Source organism: Fictibacillus barbaricus, from assembly GCF_014635025.1.
Taxonomy (GTDB): Bacteria; Bacillota; Bacilli; order Bacillales; family Fictibacillaceae; genus Fictibacillus; species Fictibacillus barbaricus.
In genome coordinates, this window is sequence record NZ_BMCE01000001.1 from 1,065,279 (window position 1) to 1,087,247 (window position 21,969).

Here is a 21,969-nt window from a genome sequence, read left to right on the forward strand (position 1 = left end):
ATTAATGATCGTGGAGGAAGAAATATGTCTGTTTTGCCAGAAGAAAGAAAGAATGAAATTTTAAAAGAACTTAACAAAATGGGAAAAGTAAAAGTTGTGGAATTAGTTGATCAATTTAATGTTTCAGAGGAAACGATTCGACGCGATTTGATGATATTAGAGGAAAAAGGAGTTTTAAAGAGGGTTTACGGGGGAGCGATTAAAACAGTCTTTGAATTTGAGGAACCTCCATTTACACAGCGTACAACGGTGAATCAAGAAGCGAAAGTTAAAGTTGGGAAAAAAGCGGTAGAACTCATTTCTAACGGAGATGTGATTGTTATTGATGTAGGGACAACCATGCTTGAATTTGCGCAGTGTCTTGAAAATAAAAAAGACATAACGATTTTAACCAATTCTCTTCCTGTGTCGTCTGTGTTGACCGAATCGCTCAATCAATATAAGTTTACAGGACAAATTCTATTACTAGGTGGACAAATTGATCCGAAGCAGCAATCTATATGCGGCAGTCTCACTGAACAAATGTTAAATCAATTTAATATTGATAAAGCGTTCATTTCAGCTGGTGGTGTGTCTATTCAAAATGGGATTAGTAATTATCATTTACATGAAACATTAGTTTCACGCAAGATGGTCGAGGTATCAAAGCAAGTAATATTGCTAACCGATTACTCTAAAATTGGTGTCGACACATTTTGTAAAGTTTGTCCTCTAGAAAAAGTCGATGTGATTGTCTGCGAGCAACCGTTTCCAGAGGAATGGAGAAATCATTCAAAATTAGAGGAAATCAATTGGATTAAAGCATAGTCAGTTCATAAAAGGACATGTCGAGACGGAAGAGGGAGTCCTCTCTTATTTGATTAGATTTTTATTGATGGCAGGTAAAATAGCTAGAAAGAAAATTTAATAGATAGAATGAGAAAAGGAGCTATATAGCATGAGTTTCATCGCGATAGATTTAGACGGAACATTATTAAATGACCAGAATGAAATTAGTGAAGAAAATATAAAGGCGATTCAATATGCCCAAGATAGAGACTTTGAAGTAGTTATTTCAACAGGACGGGCTTATTTTGACGTTCAAACCATTTGTGAAAAAGCCGGGATTTCTCCATTTGTAATCGGGACAAATGGCGCGACCATTCATTCAAAAAGCGGAAAGTGCATTTCTTCTATTACGATGACTAAAGATCGTGTCGAATCTATTCTCCAATGGTTAGATGGACGAAATTATTATTACGAAGTGTTTACTGATAAAGCCATTTATACGCTTAAAGAGAGAAGAGAACATTTCCGTAATGAGATTAAAAGTTTGAAAAGCGAAGATTTGAATACAGATATGAAAGAATTAGTTGAAGTGGCGGAAAGGCAATTTGACCAGTTTGGATATGTTTTAGTTGAAAACTATCATGATATCTTAAAACAGGAAGAAGAATTCTATAACATTTTGGCATGTTCTTTTGATAAAAATAAATTAGACGAAGCATGGAACCAATTCAAAAAGTTTGATGAGTTGATGGTTGTTTCATCTGCTGATCATAACATTGAAATTACTAGTAAAAGGGCTTCAAAAGGAATGGCCCTTGAAAAATTGGCTATCTTGATGAATGGCTCTTTAGATCATGCTATGGCAATCGGGGACAGCAACAATGATTTATCCATGTTCCAGAAAGTTGGTTACAGCGTAGCGATGGGAAATGCGAAAGATGTCATAAAAGCTGTTTGTACCACGACAACCCTTAAAAATGATGAGAATGGGGTAGCTTATGCGATATATCGATATATGGAGAACTTCGTGGTTCAAAAGTAAGTGTCAATGCCGAAGGAGCGAGCGTTAAAATGGCATGGATCTATATCATAATGGCAGGAATTTTGGAAATTTTCTGGGTGATCGGTCTAAAATATTCACACGGATTCACCAAAATTATACCTAGTATAGTAACAGTAGTTATTATCATCATTAGTTTCTTTTTCCTTTCAAAAGCTTTACATTCAATTCCCTTAGGAACTGGTTACGCCATTTTTACTGGATTGGGTACGGTGGGAACAGTAGTAGCTGGGATGCTATTTTGGGGAGAGACTATTAATCCACTGAAAGTATTTTTTGTGGCTTTAATGATATCAGGAATAATTGGAATAAAAATTAGTTCAGCACAACCTAAACATTAAAGAAAATGAAATGATTTATACAAGGTTAGGGGATAATTCAATGGCTTGGTTTTTTCTTCTTATTGCCGGAGTTGCCGAGATTGGTAGTGTTATTAGCTTGAAACATGCAGACGGGTTTAAAAAATTACTCCCCTCTGCAGCGTGTCTATTTTTTGGGAGTTTAAGCTTTTATTTTCTTTCTTTGTCATTAACTTCTCTACCAGTAGGGACTGCGTATGCAATATGGACCGGGATCGGCACTGTTGGAAGTGTTTTAGCAGGGATGATCTTCTTTAATGAACCTAGAAGTTTAAGAATAACCCTATTGATTATGTGTATTATTTCTGGGGCGGTAGGTATTAAAATGACTTCTGGCCATTAGATAAGGGTTTTAGATGGAAATATGTTGATACAGAAAAAGGTACGATCACTATGGAGGAGAAGAGAGATGAAAACTGTTCAAGATTGGATAAAAGAATTTCCTTTACTAAACGAGTTAATTGATACAAAGGAAGTATTTTGGTCAAATCCTAAATATGAACCATTTCAAACTGGATTAAATAAACTTCTACTTAATGAGAAAGATGTAAAAGATGCAGAGGAAAGGTTAAAGCGTTTTGCTCCTTACATCGCTAGAGTTTTTCCTGAAACAAGAAAACTAAACGGAATCATTGAATCTCCTATCGTACCCATCCCGGCGATGCATCAACATTTATCAAATATGCATGAGCATCCATTAGAAGGGACATTTTTGTTGAAATGTGACAGCCACCTTCCTATTTCAGGTTCCATTAAAGCACGCGGCGGCATTTACGAAGTGTTGAAACACGCAGAAACGTTAGCACTTAAACATGATTTATTAACGGTAAATGATGATTATTCCATTCTTGAAAGTGAAAAATTCAGAAACTTCTTTTCACAATACTCAATTGCAGTAGGGTCTACAGGCAACCTAGGGTTAAGTATAGGTATCATGAGTGCCAAATTAGGTTTTAAAGTTACGGTCCATATGTCTGCTGATGCAAAGAAATGGAAAAAAGATCTCCTTAAAAGCAAAGGAGTAACCGTTATCGAATATAAGGAAGATTACAGCAAAGCCGTAGAAGAGGGCCGAAAGCAGGCGCATAACGATCCGAATTGTTACTTTATTGATGACGAAAACTCTCGTGACTTATTTTTAGGCTATGCTGTGGCTGCAATTCGACTTAAAAAACAATTAGAAGATTTAAATGTAACTGTAGATGAAAACCATCCACTATTTGTTTACCTTCCATGTGGAGTAGGCGGTGGGCCGGGAGGAGTGGCTTTTGGTTTGAAACTAATGTATCAACATCGAGTGCATTGCTTCTTTGCAGAGCCTACACATTCTCCATGTATGTTACTGGGGCTAGTAACAGGGCTTCATGATAAAGTTTCTGTACAAGATTTTGGAATTGACAACATCACATCAGCAGACGGCCTTGCGGTTGGAAGGCCATCAGGATTCGTTGGTAAAACCATCAAGTCTTTATTAAGCGGAAGTTATACGGTAAGTGATAATGAATTATTTAAACTATTAAGCGCATTGGTCGATACAGAAAACATTCACCTGGAGCCTTCCGCATTAGCCGGTGCAATAGGACCGGTAAAGTTATGTACTGAGAAAGAAGGAAAAGAATACATACAAAGTCATAACTTAACAGATAAAATGAAAAATGCTACACATCTTATATGGGCTACCGGTGGAAGTATGGTTCCTAAAGAAACGATGAACGAATATTATAAAAAAGGTGCAACGTTATCACCGTAAATGTTTTAGTTCTGATTTGAAATGTATTCTTAGACAAGGAAAGTTAAGCAGATGAGAGAAAACTTCAGTATTCAACTGGAGTTTTTCTTTTTGATTTCCAATTAACCTTGGTGAATTAATAATTATAATAAATAGACAACTTCTTCCTTCTTTTAACATACAAATTAAAAGACAAGCCTATTAGGAGGGAGTTTCATGAAGGTTCTTTATATTGACAAGAAATGGTTTTTATTTTTATCAGTTATCTACATCTGCCTTTTGGTTGGAGGCTGGTTTATGACAAGACCAGAAGCAGTTGAGACAACAGGACCATCGACTGGGGCAAAAAAATTCGAAATTAATATGGTCACCGGAGAATTTACATCTACAGGTGATGATGGAAAAGAGATTGAAGCTTACCGCTGGGATCCAGGTACAATTTATGTACCTAAAAATGAACCAATAAAACTAAGCATATATGGAGTGAACAGTAAAGAACATCCCTTTTATATAGAAGGAACTAACATTAAAGGAACTGTCAAAAAAGGCAAGGAAACTGTTTTGAATTTACGTATTAAGAAAGAAGGAGTCTATAGGCTTATTTGTACTGCCCATCATAATATCAAAAATAATGGACCAATGGTTGCCTATATTGAAGTGCACTAAATCCTCCCTGTTTTAAGGAGGATTTTTTTACGTTATCTTATCTTATAACCATATATAGTTTCATCATTTCATAATCCTCGTACTTTAAAATATGACAGTGCCAAAAGTACAATCCTGTATACGGTCCAAACTTCATAATAATTCGTGCTACTTGTTTCGGATTAGCTCTTACTGTATCTTTCTCTCTTCGTATTGAGCCTTGTTTATCATCTGCTGCAATTGAGGAATAATACTTTGTATTAAAAAAAGATGTAAACCATACACGTGTAGGCTTACATCCTTTTATAGGTATCTAAGTTTAAATCTTCAGTCCGTGGCGCTTAAAAGCTGCTGCTTCTAGAATGGACATTCCTTGATTCTCAGCAAACTCAACCAGTTTGTCCGACACTTTTGGTGCAAATTCTTTAGCAGGTGCAGCATAAGACATTTCCCTTGCCCGTGATGAGTTACTTCGTGCGAATGGTCCCCAGATGGCAAAGGTTTTACCTGGACTTTGAATATTCATAAAAAGCGTATTTCCATCTGGCGAGAAGATAGGACCTGCTAATTCAGATCCACTGAGACGATTGGAGGCAAAAGGATAGATCTTGCCTTCAGGTGTAATCCCCATAAGTCTATCGTTGCCGGAACCATCTTCTGCGAACCAAAGATCGCCCCATGGAGTCATGCAGATATTGTCTGGAGATTCCATGTTTTGTGCATCCGTTGCCTCATAGAAAAGCTCTAGTGTATTAGTTGCAGGAAAATAGCGGTAAATACGGCCAAGATTTTTTTCACCTGCTGAGCTGTCATCAAACCAAAAGACACCTGCTTGGAAGAACGCTCCCTCAAGTTTTTTGAACTTAATACAGCCATGTTTATCAGCATCCTCGCGACAGAAATAAGGATCTAGTTCCTTCCAAACTACCCCAAATTTCTGTCCTGTTTTAAATGTGCTTGCTGCTGGACCATGTATCTCTTCAATCGCAGCCGCATATAGCTTACCGCCTTTTTGTAACGCTCCCGGTTTTTGACTGACATCATTTGGGATAAAACGGTAAAAATAGCTCGGGCTTGCATCTTCTGTTAAATATACATATCCCGTCGCCGGGTCGATTGCGCAAGCCTCATGGGAGAAGCGACCCATATCTATAATCGGAGTTTTGGATATTTCGTCTTCTGGCTTTTGCGGATCCACTTCAAACACATAACCATGTGTCGCCGAACGGGTTTCTTCACAAGTCAGCCAAGTCCCCCATGGAGTAGCTCCTCCAGCACAATTTCGAATCGTACCTGAAGAGGTTACATATTCATTTATCACTTCCCGGTTTGGACCTACTACTAAAGCGGTTGTTCCGCCTACTGCAGCAGGGTCATAGGGATTAGTCCCAACTACAGGATTTGAAGCACTTGTCCCTAATTCATGGTTACGAACAAGAATGGTCGTGTTGTTTGGCCCCTCGAATGCAGCCATTCCATCAAATGCCCCGGGAATTTTTCTTCCGTTTGTCAATAGGTTCCCTTCTTCGGAGATAATTTTGTAATGGAATCCTTGTGGAAGATCGAGAATTCTGTTTGGATCAGGAACCAAAGGTCCATAGCCGCCAAACCCGCTTGAAGGGTTGTCAGTATTATTCGCTAACGCTTTAGAACCGAGGGATAATACTCCATTCGCCCCAATGGTAAGTGCAAGTGTGCTCATTCCTCCTGCTTTTAAGAAATCCCTTCTGCTTAATCCTTTTTTTAGGTTTTTATCTTCCATAACGTAAAATCTCCCTTTAACATAAATTTTTGATTCTAGTTATAGATTAATTATTCATTATTATAAGGGAGTTTGATTTTTGTAAAAATTCAATAAATAAATGGTGAAGTGGAAAAGTGATATTGAAAATAATTATTACCTTCTATTTACAATATATTTTGAAAATTGCATGAACGCATCAAATGAATGATTTCCTTCTAAACCTATATTTGGCAATGATTCAGAAAATTTATATGTTTACAAATTTATTATATATTAGTAAAATTACCTAGGGCATTCGACTATATTCGACATAATTCTGGAGGTTTCTATGAGTTTATTTAGGAAAAAACAACTATCAAATGAATATTCTGATAATTCACTCAACAGGGTATTAGGTGCAATGGATCTAACCATGTTAGGTGTAGGTGCGATTATCGGTACAGGTGTATTCGTACTTACCGGAGTAGCCGCTGCAAAATATGCTGGCCCTGCCTTGATACTATCTTTCATCATTGCTGGATTAGCCTGTGTATTTGCTGCATTATGTTATTCAGAATTTGCTTCAATGATCCCGCAATCGGGAAGTGCCTACACGTATAGTTATGTGGCATTTGGAGAAATATTTGCCTGGATCTTAGGGTGGGATCTAGTTCTTGAGTATGGACTTGCCTCATCTGCTGTCGCGAGTGGATGGTCAGGGTATTTTCAAAGCTTGTTAAACGGTTTTGGAATTCATCTTCCAACAGCCTTAACCAGTGCCTTTGATCCCTCAAAAGGTACTATAATCGATTTACCAGCGGTTATAATCGTTCTATTGGTTACTTTGTTGCTTTCAAAAGGAGTTAAGGAATCTGCCAAGTTCAATGCGATCATGGTAATTGTTAAGGTGGCAGTTGTCCTTCTTTTTATCGCAGTTGGGGTTTGGTACGTTGAACCTGTCAACTGGGAACCGTTTATGCCATTCGGCTTTTCAGGCGTTGTAACGGGTGCTGCAGTAGTCGTGTTTGCCTACTTTGGTTTCGACGCAGTATCAACAGCTGCTGAGGAAGTAAAAAACCCGCAGCGTAATCTTCCGATTGGAATTATTTCTGCTTTGGCGATCTGTACTGTCCTTTATATTGTGGTTTCTCTTATACTCACAGGGATCGTACCGTTCAACATGCTGAACGTTAAGGATCCGGTTGCTTTTGCGTTACAGTTCATTGGTCAGGATTGGGCAGCTGGGTTTATCTCACTTGGAGCAATTGTAGGAATTACTACAGTTCTTATCGTTATGATGTTTGGTCAAACTCGTTTATTCTTTGCAATGAGCCGAGATGGTCTTCTTCCAAAGAAGCTTTCCATGGTACATCCAACATCAAAAGTTCCTTTGCCAAGCACTTGGGTAACGGGAGGATTAGTTGCACTCTTTGCAGGCTTTGTTCCTTTGGATAGATTAGCAGAATTGACTAGTATCGGTACTTTGTTCGCTTTCGCCACTGTCTCACTTGGAGTCGCGGTACTTCGTAAAACAAGACCGGAGTTGAAACGTGGTTTTAAAACTCCGTGGGTACCTTTAATTCCTGCTTTAGCTATCATTTTCTGTGTGTATCTCATGCTTCAGCTTTCTTCTTTCACATGGAAAGGATTTGTTGTGTGGCTTGTACTAGGACTTGTGATCTACATTGCTTATGGCTATAAACATAGTAGATTGAATCCAGTAAAGAGTGAATAATTTAAGCATTTGAAAATCAAAATATACTAGATCGATTCTGGGATTTAAGAAGATATAGAAAGTGTTCTGTATTTTAAAAGGAAATTTTTTCATTCGACATTTTTATACATCATTCTGTATTTTCTAAAAAAATATGGTAACATAATCTTTGGACATCATTTAACAGCCTAGGAGGTAACCAGATGAAAAAAATTAACATTTTTAGTTTATTATTAATCTTGTCTCTACTTTTAGCAGCCTGCGGTACGAGTGGTGGAAAAGAAGGGGACGTAGTAAAAGTTGGTGTAGATACAACGTATCCTCCGTTTGAATTTGAAGAAAAAGGTGAACAAAAAGGGATCGATATCGAACTCATTAAAGCGATTGCGAAGGATCAAGGATTTAAAATCGAGATCGAACCGATGGATTTTAAAGGAATCATACCAGCTCTACAAACAGGTGAACTTGATGTCGCTATTGCAGGTATGAGTATTACAGATGAAAGAAAAAAAGTGGTGGATTTTTCAAAACCCTACTTTGATGCAGGGTTAACATTAGTTGTTGCTAAAGACAACGGTACCATTCAATCGCCAGATGACTTAAAAGGGAAAAAGATAGCTGTTAAAAAAGGGACAACAGGAGCAAAATTTGCACAAGATCTTGCTAAAGAAAATGGTGCAGATGTCGTTCAATTTAATGACAGTCCTTCTATGTTCCAAGAAGTCTCTAATGGTAATGCTGATGTATTAATTGAAGATTACCCAGTTGTAGCATATGCTATCGCTCAAAAGGACCTTGGATTAAAGATCGTAGGTGACCGTTTGAATGGTGACCAATACGGTATCGCTGTTCAAAAAGGTGAGAATGAGGAATTATTGAAAAAGATAAACAAAGGTCTTGCTGAACTAAAAAAGAACGGCGAGTATGATAAAATCGTAAATAAATATTTAGGGGAATAATTGAATTTTATTATTTTATTACGGCGCGCCTAATAAGCGCGTCGTATTTTTGGAAGGAGAAGATTAGATGGAAGCTATTGTAACAGCTCTCCCGTATTTGTTAGACGGACTACAAGTCACACTTTATATATTTGTTACAGCACTTATTTTAGGACTAATCATCGGGTTAATCATGGCGCTATTCCGACTTGCACCCTTAAAAATATTAAATTGGATCGCTAAAATCTATATTGATGCTATTCGGGGAACTCCTATACTAGTCCAATTATTCTTTATCTATTTTGGGCTTAATACATTGGATTGGATCTCTCTTGATAAAACAACAGCAGGGATTATTACAGTTGGTCTGAATGCGGGGGCCTATTTTGCTGAAATCATTCGTGCTGGTATTCAGTCGATTGATAAAGGGCAGACAGAAGCAGCTCGTTCCCTTGGTTTAACAAGTTCGCAGAACATGCGTTACGTGGTATTGCCACAAGCTTTTAGAAGAATGCTTCCAACGTTTACGAACCAGTCGATCATCAGTTTGAAAGATACCTCTCTTTTATCAATCATTGGGATTGCTGACCTGACACAACAGGGTGAGGTAGCTACTGCAACTACCTTTGAAGCGTTTAAAATATGGTTTGCAGTTGGGGTAATCTATTTTATTTTAATCTATCTGCTTTCACTCTTAGCTAACTTCCTTGAAAGGAGATTTGAGTTGCGATGAGCATCATTCAAGTTACTAACCTAAAAAAATCGTTCGGTACGCTGGAAGTTCTAAAAGATATTAACTCTGAGATCAAAGAAAAAGAAGTCGTTTGTGTAATAGGTCCGTCAGGTTCAGGAAAAAGCACCTTCCTTCGCTGTTTGAACAAATTGGAGGACATCACGAGTGGGCATGTGATAATCGATGGCCATGATATTACAGATCCGAAAGTTAACATCAATAAAGTCCGTCAAGATGTCGGGATGGTTTTTCAAGGCTTCAACTTGTTTCCTCATATGACGGTACTTGAAAATGTTACGTTAGCACCAACCAAGGTACGTTCAGATAAAAAAGAGTCTGCAAAATCAAAAGCACTCGATCTGTTAGAAAAAGTAGGTTTAAAAGAAAAAGCGAACAGCTATCCCGGGGAATTGTCTGGTGGACAAAAGCAACGTGTAGCAATTGCTCGCGCATTAGCCATGAGTCCGAAGATCATGCTTTTTGATGAACCGACTTCTGCCCTGGATCCCGAGATGGTTGGAGAAGTTCTCGAAGTTATGAAACAGTTAGCTAACGATGGAATGACGATGATCGTGGTCACTCATGAAATGGGGTTTGCCCGTGAAGTTGGCGATCGTGTTATCTTTATGGATGGCGGTTATATTGTCGAAGAAAACATTCCAAATGAATTATTCGGTAATCCCCAGCATGAACGAACAAAGTTATTCTTAAGTAAAGTACTCTAATTGTTATCTTTTTTAGATTAACGCTGCCTCAAGAGCTATCTTGCGGCAGTTTTTTTGTGTTACGAGCTCACGGTGTGAATGTGAAATTATGTAATAAATAAACCCAGTAAGTTCAAGCCTATGAAAAACCTCGGAAAAGTGAATGAATCAAGTTCGAGATGGAAGGTTCATTGTATCAATAGCTTAAAATACCGATAAGAAATTTGACCTCCATATGGGAATTTAGCCGCATGAATGTTTCGTGGTTTTAAAGTTCTAAAGTACCTTTTTAAATTTTTAGAACTTTTTGTCTTTTCATATCGAATTTTTTCACTTAGAATGAGTACATGTTAGATTTATTATCTGACAAAAGCAATTATGAGGAGGAATGCATTTGAACAATATTTTGAGCAACGAACAATTGATCATTAATTATCGTGAAGCTTTAAAACACGAAAAAAACAGTGAGATTGCAAAAACCCTCAAACAAGAAATTAACCGACGTGGATTAAAACCTGTTATAAATTAAAGTTATGGTCACCTTCTACCCCCTAGGAAGGTGGCTTTCTTATTGTTATCAGAGGAATAAAAAAGTCCGTATGAAATGATCATACGGACCTTAGTAAAAGTCTACTGCTTCATCATGACCAATGATGCGATTCGCCACCATCCATCCTGGAGTTCACCAGTTATCTCAAGGTCCACTTCTTTTCCGGTATTTCCTCCATCCAAATCGAAATGAATCCATCTAAACTGTCCAGGTGATAATTCATTGCCTGATTCAGCAAGGAATTTATTATCAGAACGTATGATGGTGTTACCAGATCCATACGAAGCATCACCAGTAAGAATATACACTTTGTGCACCCCTATGGGAACTGCAAGTCTTAGGATAGTAGGTTCATTACGTGAAAGGGTAAAATCCCTTTGAAGGGGATCCGTTTTTTTTCTGTCCCGTGAAGAGGGCACTTTTCCAACCCAGCCGTAACCACTAGCAACATCCCAGGTATTCTTAGGTGATAATTTTGTGAAAGAGGGCAGTACTGGGCTCGTTTCATCGCCTGCATCAAGAGCAAGCGGGAGTCCTTCCCCATATGGTACAGATACAACCTGGATGTTCTCCAATAGGCCGTATACGGCAGTTTTATCAGCGTTGACTTCAATCTTAAGTATTTCAGCTGCCGGAACGCTAGCGGGAGGAGTTACCATCACTTCAAATGTGGCAGTTTCGGAAGGTTCAAGAACTTTGGATTCACTTTCACTCTTCCATCCTGCAGGTACAGGGATGTTCACGGTTACTTTGACATGTTTGTTGGCCCCGTTGCTCACAGGAATCGAAACAGGGCTTGGCTTTCCAGCAAACATTGTATTGGCGGTTGCACCCGACACATTAATTCCTCCGATTTGAATAGCGCCAGGTTTTCCGTTTTGAACAGAAAACGAAGCAAGTGTACTAGCTGCAGCTTCTGGATTACTAGGCGATGAGACGACTTTGTAATCGCTCTTCCATGAATTATGTGTCACATGACAGCTAATATATCCGCGGTAATCACCATTAAAAAATTTAACGTGCGGATTAACAGAAAGAGCTGCCTCAACTTGCTCTTTCCAACCGCATCCAGAGCTGATTGATGTACCGACAAACTCTGTTGCCAATGTCTCTGATTTAGGATTGTTGAAGTCTTCTTTTAAATCGTTTACCCAGCTTGAGTGCCAGTCTCCGCTAAGGACGACCGGATTGGACGGCCGACGTTTTTTTATATAGGTTAATAGACGGTCCCGATCAGCGGAGTAGCCGTCCCATTGGTCATGGTTCACGCTTATCCCCGTACCAGTATCATAGTCGAATTGTGCCATGATTGTTTGCTGAGCGAGTACGTTCCATCGAGATCTTGATTGCTCAAGGTTTTTAAGAACCCAGTATCCTTGTTCGGAGCCTAGAAGTGTTCTAGAGGGATTCGATGCTTCAGGATGAAGTGGAGCCCCTGGAAATCCATCTGCTGGCTGATCATCACGATATTGACGAGTATCCATAACACTGAACTCAGCCAGATCACCAAATGTAAATTTTCGATAGAGCAACATGTCTGAACCATTTGGTTTAGACCGGCGTCTTAACGGCAGATGCTCGTAAAATGCTTGGAATGCGGCAGCACGAAGAGCAAGGAAACGCTCACGTTCATTCGATTCTTCTCCGTCATTTTGAGAGACATCGTTCGCCCAGTTATTTTCAATCTCGTGATCATCAAACGTTACTATGAAAGGAAACTTTGCATGTGCAGCCTGTAAGTCAGGTGAAGTCTTGTAAAGGGCATGATTAATACGAAAGTCGGCAAGGGTTTCTGTTTCCCTTTTCTCGTATACGTAATCACCTAGATGGAGAACAAAGTCAATGTCTTCATTAATCATATTTTTATAGGCAGCATAACGTCCGCCGGTCCATGATTGGCAAGAAGCTATAGCAAAGGAAAGACTTTTTAAGTGGTCACTTGAGTCTGGTGCAGTTTTAGTACGGCCGACAGGACTGATCTCATTACCTGCCTTAAACCGATAATAGTACTCTTTACCGGCTCTAAGTCCAAAAACTTCTGCATGTACAGAATGCCCGAGTTCAGGTGTAGCTACCTCGGTTCCACTACGGACGATCTTCGTAAAATCTTCATCTTCTGCCATTTCCCAATGGACGGTAAAGTTTTTCTGTATCATCCCCCCTCGACCATCTTCTGCCAGAGGATTCGGAGCGAGTCGAGTCCATAATACGACACTATCCGGCAGTGGGTCACCCGATGCAACACCAAGCGAGAAGGGGTAATCGGAAAAAGTTAGTTCTTCATTAGCATCGGCCTGATGCATAGATGGGATTGTAAGTCCAAGGGTCGCCACAGCTGCTGTTTTTCCTGTCATTCCAAGAAAACTGCGACGGTCGATCTTTTTTGTATTCATTTCTTTTAACCATTTTTCATGATCCATCTTTAGCCACTCCTACATCAAGATTTTGGTGTGAAAATTCTTCTAACTGTGTTTAGCGTTCCAGCTCAATTTCCGCAGTCAATGGAAGATGGTCGGATGCAGGTGTTGAAATCACTTCTGTATCCTCAATCTCAATATCTTCAGATGTAAAAATATAATCGATCCGTTTTGATGGATTCTCTGCAGGATATGTGTAAGCCTCAGGCGTTTTTGCAAACGCATCGGCATAAGCATCGTACATCGGCTTCATTTCGGTACTTTCTGGTGTCGCGTTCAGGTCACCCATGAGCACCTTATTACCTTTTTTCTGTTCAGCTATTTCGATCATTTCCTTAATCTGAACCTCTCTCTCAGCAGAAGTCAACGCGAGATGCGTATTATAAAAATGCAGGGAAGTCCCTTTAACATTAATGGTAGTTTCCAGCAGCCCTCGCTGTTCGGTATTCCCGATCTTCGTAAGTGGATAATTCTTAAAATCGGTGATTGGATACTTGCTCAGAACCGCTGTTCCGTACTGTCGGCGGTGTCCTCCTTCCTCCGTTGGTTCCAGGTCTAGGTTAGCTGCATATGTATAGTACATCCCAAGATGTCTTGCCAGCTCTTTTGCCTGATCTTGAAAGTCACTGCGTTCAGACCAGTGGTTATCGACCTCTTGCAGTCCAACAATATCTGTATCAGCATCTTTAATGATTCGTGCGATTCGTTTTAGATTCAACTCACCGTCAATTCCTTCAGCATGATGGATATTATATGACATCACCTTAACCTCTACTTCGCGTTCATGATCTGTCTCATCATCCTCTGCAAAAGTGGTGGTTCCAAAACCATTCAGAGCCATCACCATTAGTCCGGCGTTCAAGATCTGGATTGCCTTCCTTCTTTTCAACTTAAACAATTCCATACAATCACTCATTTCCTCTGTTTTTTTTTGACACAATCAGAGGATATCAAGACGATGTAGAGCTTCCATTGTTATTATGTAAAAAATAATATGGGTTCTGTTACTTTTGTAAAGGCGGGTACAGAGTTCCTAATATTGAAATGAAACATTTATTTATTCCCGCGCAAAATTAATATGAACAACTTCTTCTCTATTCAATTGTTACTAAAGTCTCTTATATAACCTCTCTATTAAAAAAGAGGATTTTTTTCATTTTATTTTGAATTATTTCTAAATGGGAGTTCGTGTAAAAATCGTAGTTTGTATCATAGTGGTAAAAAATGAAACAATTCCAGATGGATGGTGAGTTGATTGGAAATAACCAAGCATATGTTCTTCAATCTTTCTTTAATCATGGTCATTATATTTGTTTGTCTAATTTGGTCCTTAAAAAGAAATGGTACACCGATCTCAAAACGAGCAGCTGTTGTTTGTGGAGTTGTATCGATATGGTTATGTATTTCCTTTGCATATGAGCAGACTGACGTTACTCGATTCGACTTACGAGCAGTTCCTGTAGTAATCGGTGGGTTATATATGGGGATCGGTCCCATACTTTCATTATCTACGATCATTATCCGTGCATTGTATGGTTTGGACTCTGGTTTTTTTACTAGCATTATATTATATGGCCCTCTAAGTTTCATATTGTGGCGTACATATCCATGGTTCTGGAAGCAGGGGTCGAAGATGCGAATTGTTATAGCAGTAGGACTCATCTTTATTATAAGTGTATTAACTGTTACAGATATGGCCTTTGAAAACCTTTCGATTGATCGGTTTGATGCTTTTTTTGCCTACCTAATTGTCCCCCCTTTAGGTATAGGGATTATTTCATACTTGATCGAATTGTTCCGAACATATATTCAAATGCGCCAACAATTATTTCGAACAGAGAAGCAAAATGCAGTTGAGCAGATGGGAGCTGCCATCTCTCATGAGATCCGCAACCCACTGACCGTATCAAAAGGATTCGTTCAGCTGCTCGAAGAGGATGAGATTCCTGCTGTTAAAAGAAAGGAGTACCTCGCCTTGATAAAAGAGGGACTTGATTCGGCTGAGAAAGTCATACAAGATTACCTGACATTTTCAAAACCAACCATCGAAAGTATGGAAGAGCTGGATGTTAAATTAGAACTCGAACAAATTATTAATATCTTGTTACCAACGGCTAATCAAAATTCGGTACATTTCTCAACCCAGTTCTCTTCAAGATCCATCATTAAAGGTGACCGGCAGAAGTTTAGACAGTGTATGTTAAATATCATAAAAAACGGTATCGAATCAATGCCGCAAGGAGGATCTCTATCCATTGTTCTGCTAAAAGAAAGAAATCATATAAGTATCGAGATAAAAGATACAGGTACAGGTATGACAAAGAATCAACTAAACAGGTTAGGTGAACCCTACTATTCTACAAAGGGCTCCAATGGAACTGGTCTTGGCACTATGGTAGCATTCAGTATCATCCGAGCTTTGGGAGGAACGGTGGAAGTTAAGAGCGATATCGGGAGGGGTACTATTTTCCTAATTAAGTTTCCCAAGGTTCATTTAGAGCATTAATATTTTTTGAATGAAACATAGTTGGCTGCAGCACATGACGGACTATTGTTTACTACGCTAGTTTTGTAGCAGGTCAGTATTGTGTGTACATATAAAATCATCAATTTGTTTTCAAGTTGAACGTATCAATGAACAAGCTGTATCGAATTAAAATAGGGATATAATTATTAGCAATAATGTAGCCCTGTGCCAATGTTTTTGTGGTTAGGAGCTTTCCGTTTAAGCCGCAGACTCAAAATGACCGTGTATTGAAAAGAGGTCAGGCCGAGGGCGACATTAGCTGAAAACTGAACCGTACTTTCGATTTTGACCGTCTGCAGGCTCTGTTCGTTAATGATGGGAAGGTGAGTACAGTCGTCTCGCTGTTAAAGGGAAGAGATACATTATCTTCACTTTCCGTAAAAAATAGTTTGGGATTTTGATTTGAAGCAGATACGCAAATATGGCAGACCTTAAAAAGCGAAACAATACAAGCTTGCTGATCTTGTTTGGTGATCCTGGCTGTCTGCCCAAAATTTTAGATTGATCCTCGCAAACTTAAACTCTACATAAGCCTGTTGCTCCCTTAAAACTCGTTAGTATATAATCCCATTTTCTTAATTTGTACAAGCACTCTTCTTTCAATATCCATAGAATATTGATAGGAAGGGGGTGGAAAAATTGGCAAGATTTCTAGATTTAAGAACTAGTCAAAATGCTAGTTATGCAAACTCGATCTCTGTTCCTATTCTAGCGATTAATACTCCTCAATTGGTTGGCAGAATCGGATTAGCAACACAGAATGCCGGAACGAATATCCGTGTTACTATGTTTGGTACTGTATCTTTACAACTCCCTCTATTACCTGCGGCCACAACCATTACATTAACAGTAGTAAGAGGTACTTTACCCACTGATCCATTAGTCTACTCGGCAACGGAAAATATGAACTTGAACATAACAGGGGCTCAAGTATTTACTTTAAATGCACTAGATTTTAATCCTCCAGCTGCAGCACAGTTAACATACACCATGTTTGTTTCATCAAGTTTAGTAGGAGTAACCCGTGTCGGACCTGAGAGCTTTTCAGGCATTGCTGCAAGTGATTAATAAGAAATAAGACACAACTTAACTTCTGTTGTTTTCTTTAAAAAACAAAAAAAACGCTCAGATAGGATGTATCTGGGCGTTTTGCGATGTTATGACATTTGTGGTTTTATTAGTTATTATAGTTTGAGACTTATCTTTGCAATTCTGGGTACTGCCAGATACCTGAAGTTCTGAGAAGATCACGGTAGACGACCATTTTTTCATCTTTCGTGACTTTATGTGCTTCCTCGATCGTTGGATAATCTAGATAGACCATATTTGTTAAGTCTCTCTCTGTTTCCTTCCCGTTCAATTTATCCCGAAGGTCACTTGCTTCGTTAAAAACAGTCAGGGCTCTTCTCATGTGGCTCGCGCTTGTTACGAGGGTAACATCTTTTAACCCTGCGTCTTCGAGTTTGGCTGTCGAGAACAGACCATTCTCTACCGTGTCAGTCGATTTATCTTCTAGGATGATTCGTTCTTTAGCAATTCCTTTTGATATTAGCCATTCACTCATGGCACCCGCTTCCGTTACTCCTTGTTTAGGAACTCCGCCCGATACGATAATTTTAGAATTAGGGTATCGTTCTGCGATCTTAAGACCTGCATTTAAGCGCTCGATCAATGTTTGTTTCATCGTGCCATCATCTGCAAGCGCGTAACCTAAGATTACGATCGCATGGTCCTTCTGTGGGAGTCCGTCTGGAACATCAGTGTTAAATTCAGTTTTCATAATCTCTTCTGTGGATTCAAACTTTTGTATATATTCTTTTGTGGCTGCGGGATCGATCTGCATAAGTTTGGCTAATGATTCTTTATACGTTTTTTCGTCACCGTTTACTCTTGAATAGGTCCCGTACAACAGGTTAGCGTTATAATGATCCGGCTCTAGGTTCAGCACCTGTTTGTAGGTCTCTAATGCTTCCGGTACTTTCTTTTGGATGATCTGTGTAGAGGCAAGAGAAATCTTCAGATCATTATCGAGAGGATCAAGTGTCGTAGCTTCCTTAAATGCGTTCTCGACAACATCAAACTTCCCTTTGAGCGTAATCCCTTTGAATATCTCTTCTTCTGCTTTCTTAATATCGCCGCCATGCCAGTAAAAGTGCATGGCGATGTCTGTTAATTGTTCAATCCGATCGGATGTGGGTTCATCATTCTTGATGACGTTCACATCTTCGGATGGTGCAGCTGAAGAATCTGTCGTCACATATGCAGCAGATAATGCAGTGGTTGTCAGGACAGCAGCAAGTGTGAGTCCCATCTTCTTCTTGAATTTATTCATAATATATTTCCCTCGCTTTACAGTTAAAGTTATGCAGGAGCATATGTACCAAACTAACAGTGAATTGTTAATATCTATTTGGTTCTTTGTAAATTAATTGTAAAGTTGCGAATCTATAATCAATATAATGACCCATGTTACTTTTAATAATAGAGGAGTATATTTTCTGCAAAAAAGGGTTATTTATCTAATCTTTTATGTTTGTAGGAATGGATAGATTTAAGAGAAGAAGAGCTCATCGTAAACGCTGAAGCGTACTAAAAGAAATGAGTGTTATTTGATAGTAGAAGGATAATACTTTGTTTGGATCATTTGAAAAAGCCTGGTAACCAATGGTTATCAGGCTTTTTTATAAATCCCCACAATGTTTTTGTCAGGGTAAATTTAATTCCGAAGAAGTTGGTTAAAAGCAGTATAGAGATAAAATTATTGAGATTTTTTTGTACTCGATGTCCCTTGTACTTGGTTAACTGCTGTAAGAGCTGATGTGATTTCATTTGCTGCTTGTTTGATTGCTTCTTGTGCCAGTGTTGGATCGGAAGAAGATTTTTCAATCGCTTGGCTCAATAATGTTTGAGTTAACGTAACATTAGCTTTAGCTTGATTTAATTGGTTTACATCAATGTTTTGAGGCATCTTGATCGCTCCTTTAAAAAATTTTAATACTTCAATATATTTACCCTCCATCAAAGATTTATGATTAGAAAAAATTACCTCGAAATGGCGTTTATTAAATTGGTCTTTGAGGATTTAGTCCTCAATAAGATCTTGATCAGAAGTTGAACAATCTAAAGTATTAAACATTTTTTTTTTGTAATACTAACAATTGTTCTAAGAAGAAATTTCGGAACATGGATTCAGGAATATATATCTAAACAAAATCAAATTAAAAAGGAGAAAGAGAAAGATGACAGTAGCTAATAATATAAAAACGACCCTTGCAGGATTAAAAAGTGCTCAAGCCAGTCTTGAAACATTTGCTCTTGATACTGAAAACCAGCAAGCGAAGCAGTTGTATCAAAATGCAGCCCAACAAACCCAAGGCATAGTGGACTCTCTAAGTTCCCGCTTACAGGAAGTAGAACAAGAAGAGCCGCAATATAAACAATAAGAATTTCTTTTGTATGGTGAAAAGGGTGAAAATTCATCCTTTTCTATTTGCATTTATACATATTTTTGATGAAAGGGTGTTACGTAAGCTCTATGAAAAAAACGAGATTTTCCAAGGTTCTTCTGGTTTCCCTATTTTCATCTGTCATTTTCGTTTCCGGATGTAATAACCAAAAAGAAGAGGGAGGAACTAAGAACGATTCACCAACTCCAATATCACATATAGAAAATAATCAATCTCCATCGATAGAAGCCAAAAAAACCGTTCTCTCTATGCCAGAAATAACAGATGTAAAAGCGGTGAATTCTAAGGATGAAATGTTTTTGGCTGTAAAACCAAAACATATGGAGCGGTTCCAATTAACAAGTCTAAAGAAAAAAATAAAAAAGAAGTTAGAGAGAAACAATCCCGAAATGAAAGTAACTGTCAGCACCGATCAAAAGATATTTACTTTGCTAGGTGAGCTGGAGGGGAAATTGGATAAAAAACTAGGCCGCCAGGATATCGAAAAAGAATTGAAAAAGATAAAAAAGAAATCAACGGATGAGGCCTAACTATTTAAGAGTAGAAGAAGGGAAGTGTTTGTATGGCAAGCAAAGATAAAGAATTGACACCGGTACAACAAGAATATCAGAAATTTCAAGATCAGCACGAAACCAAGAGACCAGTATTCACGAATTGCATAAAAGCATTTTTTGTCGGAGGTTTTATTTGTTTTGTTGGACAGCTCATCTCCATTATGTACGTGACCTACTTTAATTTTACAGAACAAAACGTCGGAAATCCGACTGTGGCTACTTTAATCTTTATCTCAATGCTCTTAACCGGGTTTGGTGTTTATGATCGAATGGCTCAATTTGGCGGGGCAGGTACGGCGGTTCCGGTTACGGGCTTTGGCAACTCTGTCATTTCTGCTGCAATCGAACATCGTACAGAAGGATTCGTCTTAGGCGTAGGAAGCAATATGTTCAAGCTTGCAGGATCGGTCATTCTATTTGGTGTGTTTTCCGCCTTTGTAATCGCGATCATTAAAACGATTTTAATTCAATACGGGGGTCTGTAAAATGCTAAAGGGCCATCGTACATGGGTGTTTGAAAATAAACCGGTAATCATATCAACGGGGACGGTCGGGGGACCGTTCGAGGCGAATGGGCGTATAGCTGACGACTTCGATCTTCTTCACGGAGATTTATGGCTCGGCCAAGATTCTTATGAAAAAGCACAAAAAGTCCTCTTTGAAGAATCTTGTCAAAAAGCAATGGAAAAGGCAAATATCCAAAAAGAAGACGTACAGTTTATTCTAGCGGGTGATCTAATTAATCAGATCACATGTACAAGTTTTGCCTGCAGGACGATAGAAGCTCCTTACCTCGGTTTATTCGGAGCATGCTCTACCTCTATGGAGGGGCTCGCTATGGGAGCATTCATCGTAAATGGCAAAGGAGCAAAATACTTATTGACAGGAACAGCGAGCCATAATGCAGCTGTAGAAAAACAGTTCCGCTATCCTACGGAGTATGGCGGACAAAAACCGCCGACCGCGCAATGGACGGTTACAGGAGCGGGAAGTGCGTTGTTAAGTGATCAAGGTGAGGGCCCTCGTGTGACTTCGGCTACGATCGGGAAGGTCGTTGATATGGGATTGACTGATCCCTTTAATATGGGCGGCGCAATGGCTCCTGCTGCTATAGATACGATAGAAGCCCATTTACGGGACATGGAGATCGACCCTTCTTATTATGACCTGATCGTAACCGGTGATCTAGGATCGATCGGTCACGAGATCGCTCTAGATCTGCTTAATAAACATGGATTCTCATTAACCGCAGAACAATTTCAGGATTGCGGTATGATGATCTACCGGGAAGGGCAGCCTGTGCTTGCTGGAGCGAGTGGCTGTGGATGCTCAGCTACCGTCGTATATGGACACTTATTGAACCGTATGAAAAAAGGAGAATTCAAGAGGATGCTGGTAGTTGCGACAGGAGCCCTTCTTTCTCCACTGACTTTTCAGCAGAATGAATCCATTCCATGCATCGCACATGCGGTGTCTATCGAATATGGAGGTACAGAATAAATGGCGATTCTTTTTTGGGCCTTTGTAATAGGCGGAGCGATTTGTGTAATCGGACAGATCATGTTTGATGTTTTCAAATTAACCCCTGCCCATACGATGACAACATTAGTTGTAGCAGGTGCAATACTTGATGGAGTCGGTTTATATGAACCATTGATCGATTTTGCGGGTGCAGGTGCCACAGTGCCGATCACGAGCTTTGGAAATGCCCTTGTGGACGGAGCGATGGCTGAAGGAGAAAAACACGGAATCATCGGAGTAATAACAGGAATGTTTAAAGTAACAAGTGCCGGGATCTCCGCTGCGATCATCTTCGGATTCATTGGAGCATTACTGTTTAAACCCAAAGGCTAAAAATTAAAGGGAGAGAAAACATGACTATTGCATCAAATGTGAAACAATGCATGGTGACTTTGAAAAGCGCTAAAGAAACTTTAAGTAAATTAGCGCAAAAATCAAGAGATGACGAAGCGAAGCGAACGTTTCATGAGAGTATGATGGAGGTAGAGGAGATCATTATTGATCTGCAAATGAGAATCGGGCAGCTTGAATTTGAAGAGCCGCAATATAAAGGAAAATAG

25 protein-coding genes are annotated in these 21,969 nt (G+C 39.1%); 19 read left to right on the forward strand and 6 right to left on the reverse strand.

Going from position 1 to position 21,969, the window contains the following annotated elements; genetic code table 11:
- Positions 1-24: 24 nt before the first annotated feature.
- From IEV52_RS05150 to IEV52_RS05175, 6 genes are all read left to right on the forward strand, one after another.
- Entirely contained in the window at positions 25-807 is a 783-nt protein-coding gene (locus IEV52_RS05150; RefSeq protein WP_188401424.1) for a DeoR/GlpR family DNA-binding transcription regulator, read from the forward strand.
- A 130-nt stretch (positions 808-937) separates the two neighbouring features.
- Positions 938-1,810: a Cof-type HAD-IIB family hydrolase gene (locus IEV52_RS05155; RefSeq protein WP_188401425.1), complete on the forward strand. Its 873-nt coding sequence runs from the start codon at positions 938-940 to the stop codon at positions 1,808-1,810.
- A gap of 29 nt (positions 1,811-1,839) precedes the next feature.
- Positions 1,840-2,169: a DMT family transporter gene (locus IEV52_RS05160; RefSeq protein WP_188401426.1), complete on the forward strand. Its 330-nt coding sequence runs from the start codon at positions 1,840-1,842 to the stop codon at positions 2,167-2,169.
- 40 nt (positions 2,170-2,209) lie between these two features.
- Positions 2,210-2,530 (forward strand): DMT family transporter, encoded by a 321-nt coding sequence (locus tag IEV52_RS05165; protein ID WP_188401427.1) that lies wholly within the window; start codon positions 2,210-2,212, stop codon positions 2,528-2,530.
- 66 nt (positions 2,531-2,596) lie between these two features.
- Positions 2,597-3,937: a D-serine ammonia-lyase gene (gene dsdA / locus IEV52_RS05170; protein WP_188401428.1), complete on the forward strand. Its 1,341-nt coding sequence runs from the start codon at positions 2,597-2,599 to the stop codon at positions 3,935-3,937.
- Positions 3,938-4,132: 195 nt separating this feature from the next.
- Positions 4,133-4,582, forward strand: a complete 450-nt coding sequence (locus tag IEV52_RS05175) for a cupredoxin domain-containing protein (protein ID WP_188401429.1) — start codon at positions 4,133-4,135, stop codon at positions 4,580-4,582.
- Positions 4,583-4,619: 37 nt separating this feature from the next.
- On the opposite strand, the gene IEV52_RS22745 is transcribed toward IEV52_RS05175, so the two are convergent.
- Both IEV52_RS22745 and IEV52_RS05185 read right to left on the reverse strand, forming a co-directional pair.
- Entirely contained in the window at positions 4,620-4,874 is a 255-nt protein-coding gene (locus tag IEV52_RS22745) for a multicopper oxidase domain-containing protein (RefSeq protein WP_373869409.1), read from the reverse strand.
- A 6-nt stretch (positions 4,875-4,880) separates the two neighbouring features.
- Complete coding sequence (locus IEV52_RS05185; protein ID WP_188401430.1) at positions 4,881-6,323, reverse strand: alkaline phosphatase PhoX; 1,443 nt, start codon at positions 6,321-6,323, stop codon at positions 4,881-4,883.
- 310 nt (positions 6,324-6,633) lie between these two features.
- Here IEV52_RS05185 and bcaP point away from each other — a divergent pair, with 310 nt between their 5' ends.
- The 5 genes from bcaP (at position 6,634) to IEV52_RS05210 (ending at position 10,902) form a co-directional block, all read left to right on the forward strand.
- Positions 6,634-8,019 (forward strand): branched-chain amino acid transporter BcaP, encoded by a 1,386-nt coding sequence (bcaP, locus tag IEV52_RS05190; RefSeq protein WP_188401431.1) that lies wholly within the window; start codon positions 6,634-6,636, stop codon positions 8,017-8,019.
- Positions 8,020-8,201: 182 nt separating this feature from the next.
- The gene (locus IEV52_RS05195; protein WP_188401432.1) at positions 8,202-8,957 is read left to right on the forward strand and encodes a transporter substrate-binding domain-containing protein; all 756 of its coding nucleotides are present in this window, start codon (positions 8,202-8,204) and stop codon (positions 8,955-8,957) included.
- A gap of 67 nt (positions 8,958-9,024) precedes the next feature.
- A complete protein-coding gene (locus IEV52_RS05200) occupies positions 9,025-9,669 on the forward strand; it encodes an amino acid ABC transporter permease (RefSeq protein WP_188401433.1) in 645 nt (214 codons plus the stop codon).
- Entirely contained in the window at positions 9,666-10,394 is a 729-nt protein-coding gene (locus tag IEV52_RS05205) for an amino acid ABC transporter ATP-binding protein (protein ID WP_240460864.1), read from the forward strand. Before IEV52_RS05200 ends, IEV52_RS05205 begins: the two co-directional genes overlap by 4 nt.
- Before the next feature lie 373 nt (positions 10,395-10,767).
- A complete protein-coding gene (locus tag IEV52_RS05210; protein WP_229754195.1) occupies positions 10,768-10,902 on the forward strand; it encodes a sporulation histidine kinase inhibitor Sda in 135 nt (44 codons plus the stop codon).
- Positions 10,903-11,003: 101 nt separating this feature from the next.
- Here IEV52_RS05210 and IEV52_RS05215 read toward each other — a convergent pair whose 3' ends face one another.
- Together IEV52_RS05215 and IEV52_RS05220 are read right to left on the reverse strand one after the other, a co-directional pair.
- Positions 11,004-13,343, reverse strand: a complete 2,340-nt coding sequence (locus IEV52_RS05215; RefSeq protein ID WP_188401435.1) for an alkaline phosphatase D family protein — start codon at positions 13,341-13,343, stop codon at positions 11,004-11,006.
- 52 nt (positions 13,344-13,395) lie between these two features.
- Positions 13,396-14,229: an endonuclease/exonuclease/phosphatase family protein gene (locus tag IEV52_RS05220; protein WP_229754196.1), complete on the reverse strand. Its 834-nt coding sequence runs from the start codon at positions 14,227-14,229 to the stop codon at positions 13,396-13,398.
- A 408-nt stretch (positions 14,230-14,637) separates the two neighbouring features.
- On the opposite strand from IEV52_RS05220, the gene IEV52_RS05225 reads away from it, so the two are divergent.
- Both IEV52_RS05225 and IEV52_RS05230 read left to right on the forward strand, forming a co-directional pair.
- The gene (locus tag IEV52_RS05225; protein WP_229754197.1) at positions 14,638-15,846 is read left to right on the forward strand and encodes a sensor histidine kinase; all 1,209 of its coding nucleotides are present in this window, start codon (positions 14,638-14,640) and stop codon (positions 15,844-15,846) included.
- A gap of 660 nt (positions 15,847-16,506) precedes the next feature.
- Complete coding sequence (locus IEV52_RS05230) at positions 16,507-16,935, forward strand: hypothetical protein (RefSeq protein ID WP_188401437.1); 429 nt, start codon at positions 16,507-16,509, stop codon at positions 16,933-16,935.
- Positions 16,936-17,065: 130 nt separating this feature from the next.
- On the opposite strand, the gene IEV52_RS05235 is transcribed toward IEV52_RS05230, so the two are convergent.
- A complete protein-coding gene (locus tag IEV52_RS05235; protein WP_188401438.1) occupies positions 17,066-18,199 on the reverse strand; it encodes a YdcF family protein in 1,134 nt (377 codons plus the stop codon).
- Positions 18,200-18,625: 426 nt separating this feature from the next.
- Entirely contained in the window at positions 18,626-18,886 is a 261-nt protein-coding gene (locus IEV52_RS05240) for a hypothetical protein (protein ID WP_229754198.1), read from the reverse strand.
- A gap of 220 nt (positions 18,887-19,106) precedes the next feature.
- Here IEV52_RS05240 and IEV52_RS05245 point away from each other — a divergent pair, with 220 nt between their 5' ends.
- From IEV52_RS05245 to IEV52_RS05270, 6 genes are all read left to right on the forward strand, one after another.
- The gene (locus tag IEV52_RS05245; RefSeq protein ID WP_188401439.1) at positions 19,107-19,310 is read left to right on the forward strand and encodes a DUF1657 domain-containing protein; all 204 of its coding nucleotides are present in this window, start codon (positions 19,107-19,109) and stop codon (positions 19,308-19,310) included.
- A gap of 92 nt (positions 19,311-19,402) precedes the next feature.
- Entirely contained in the window at positions 19,403-19,864 is a 462-nt protein-coding gene (locus IEV52_RS05250) for a YhcN/YlaJ family sporulation lipoprotein (RefSeq protein WP_188401440.1), read from the forward strand.
- A gap of 32 nt (positions 19,865-19,896) precedes the next feature.
- Positions 19,897-20,373 carry a stage V sporulation protein AC gene (gene spoVAC / locus IEV52_RS05255; protein ID WP_188401441.1) on the forward strand — a complete coding sequence of 159 codons (477 nt, stop codon included), beginning with the start codon at positions 19,897-19,899 and terminating at the stop codon, positions 20,371-20,373.
- 1 nt (position 20,374) lies between these two features.
- Positions 20,375-21,388: a stage V sporulation protein AD gene (spoVAD, locus tag IEV52_RS05260; protein ID WP_188401442.1), complete on the forward strand. Its 1,014-nt coding sequence runs from the start codon at positions 20,375-20,377 to the stop codon at positions 21,386-21,388.
- Positions 21,389-21,742 (forward strand): stage V sporulation protein AE, encoded by a 354-nt coding sequence (spoVAE, locus tag IEV52_RS05265; protein ID WP_188401443.1) that lies wholly within the window; start codon positions 21,389-21,391, stop codon positions 21,740-21,742.
- Positions 21,743-21,762: 20 nt separating this feature from the next.
- Positions 21,763-21,969 carry a DUF1657 domain-containing protein gene (locus IEV52_RS05270; RefSeq protein WP_188401444.1) on the forward strand — a complete coding sequence of 69 codons (207 nt, stop codon included), beginning with the start codon at positions 21,763-21,765 and terminating at the stop codon, positions 21,967-21,969.

Bases quoted from the DNA above. Each gene is read 5' to 3' on its own strand.
- IEV52_RS05150 (WP_188401424.1), top strand. From the start codon at position 25: ATGTCTGTTTTGCCAGAAGAAAGAAAGAATGAAATTTTAAAAGAACTT.
- IEV52_RS05155 (WP_188401425.1), top strand. From the start codon at position 938: ATGAGTTTCATCGCGATAGATTTAGACGGAACATTATTAAATGACCAG.
- IEV52_RS05160 (WP_188401426.1), top strand. From the start codon at position 1,840: ATGGCATGGATCTATATCATAATGGCAGGAATTTTGGAAATTTTCTGG.
- IEV52_RS05165 (WP_188401427.1), top strand. From the start codon at position 2,210: ATGGCTTGGTTTTTTCTTCTTATTGCCGGAGTTGCCGAGATTGGTAGT.
- dsdA (WP_188401428.1), top strand. From the start codon at position 2,597: ATGAAAACTGTTCAAGATTGGATAAAAGAATTTCCTTTACTAAACGAG.
- IEV52_RS05175 (WP_188401429.1), top strand. From the start codon at position 4,133: ATGAAGGTTCTTTATATTGACAAGAAATGGTTTTTATTTTTATCAGTT.
- IEV52_RS05185 (WP_188401430.1), bottom strand. From the start codon at position 6,323: ATGGAAGATAAAAACCTAAAAAAAGGATTAAGCAGAAGGGATTTCTTA.
- bcaP (WP_188401431.1), top strand. From the start codon at position 6,634: ATGAGTTTATTTAGGAAAAAACAACTATCAAATGAATATTCTGATAAT.
- IEV52_RS05195 (WP_188401432.1), top strand. From the start codon at position 8,202: ATGAAAAAAATTAACATTTTTAGTTTATTATTAATCTTGTCTCTACTT.
- IEV52_RS05200 (WP_188401433.1), top strand. From the start codon at position 9,025: ATGGAAGCTATTGTAACAGCTCTCCCGTATTTGTTAGACGGACTACAA.
- IEV52_RS05205 (WP_240460864.1), top strand. From the start codon at position 9,666: ATGAGCATCATTCAAGTTACTAACCTAAAAAAATCGTTCGGTACGCTG.
- IEV52_RS05215 (WP_188401435.1), bottom strand. From the start codon at position 13,343: ATGGATCATGAAAAATGGTTAAAAGAAATGAATACAAAAAAGATCGAC.
- IEV52_RS05225 (WP_229754197.1), top strand. From the start codon at position 14,638: ATGGTCATTATATTTGTTTGTCTAATTTGGTCCTTAAAAAGAAATGGT.
- IEV52_RS05235 (WP_188401438.1), bottom strand. From the start codon at position 18,199: ATGAATAAATTCAAGAAGAAGATGGGACTCACACTTGCTGCTGTCCTG.
- IEV52_RS05240 (WP_229754198.1), bottom strand. From the start codon at position 18,886: ATGGAGGGTAAATATATTGAAGTATTAAAATTTTTTAAAGGAGCGATC.
- IEV52_RS05245 (WP_188401439.1), top strand. From the start codon at position 19,107: ATGACAGTAGCTAATAATATAAAAACGACCCTTGCAGGATTAAAAAGT.
- IEV52_RS05250 (WP_188401440.1), top strand. From the start codon at position 19,403: ATGAAAAAAACGAGATTTTCCAAGGTTCTTCTGGTTTCCCTATTTTCA.
- spoVAC (WP_188401441.1), top strand. From the start codon at position 19,897: ATGGCAAGCAAAGATAAAGAATTGACACCGGTACAACAAGAATATCAG.
- spoVAD (WP_188401442.1), top strand. From the start codon at position 20,375: ATGCTAAAGGGCCATCGTACATGGGTGTTTGAAAATAAACCGGTAATC.
- spoVAE (WP_188401443.1), top strand. From the start codon at position 21,389: ATGGCGATTCTTTTTTGGGCCTTTGTAATAGGCGGAGCGATTTGTGTA.
- IEV52_RS05270 (WP_188401444.1), top strand. From the start codon at position 21,763: ATGACTATTGCATCAAATGTGAAACAATGCATGGTGACTTTGAAAAGC.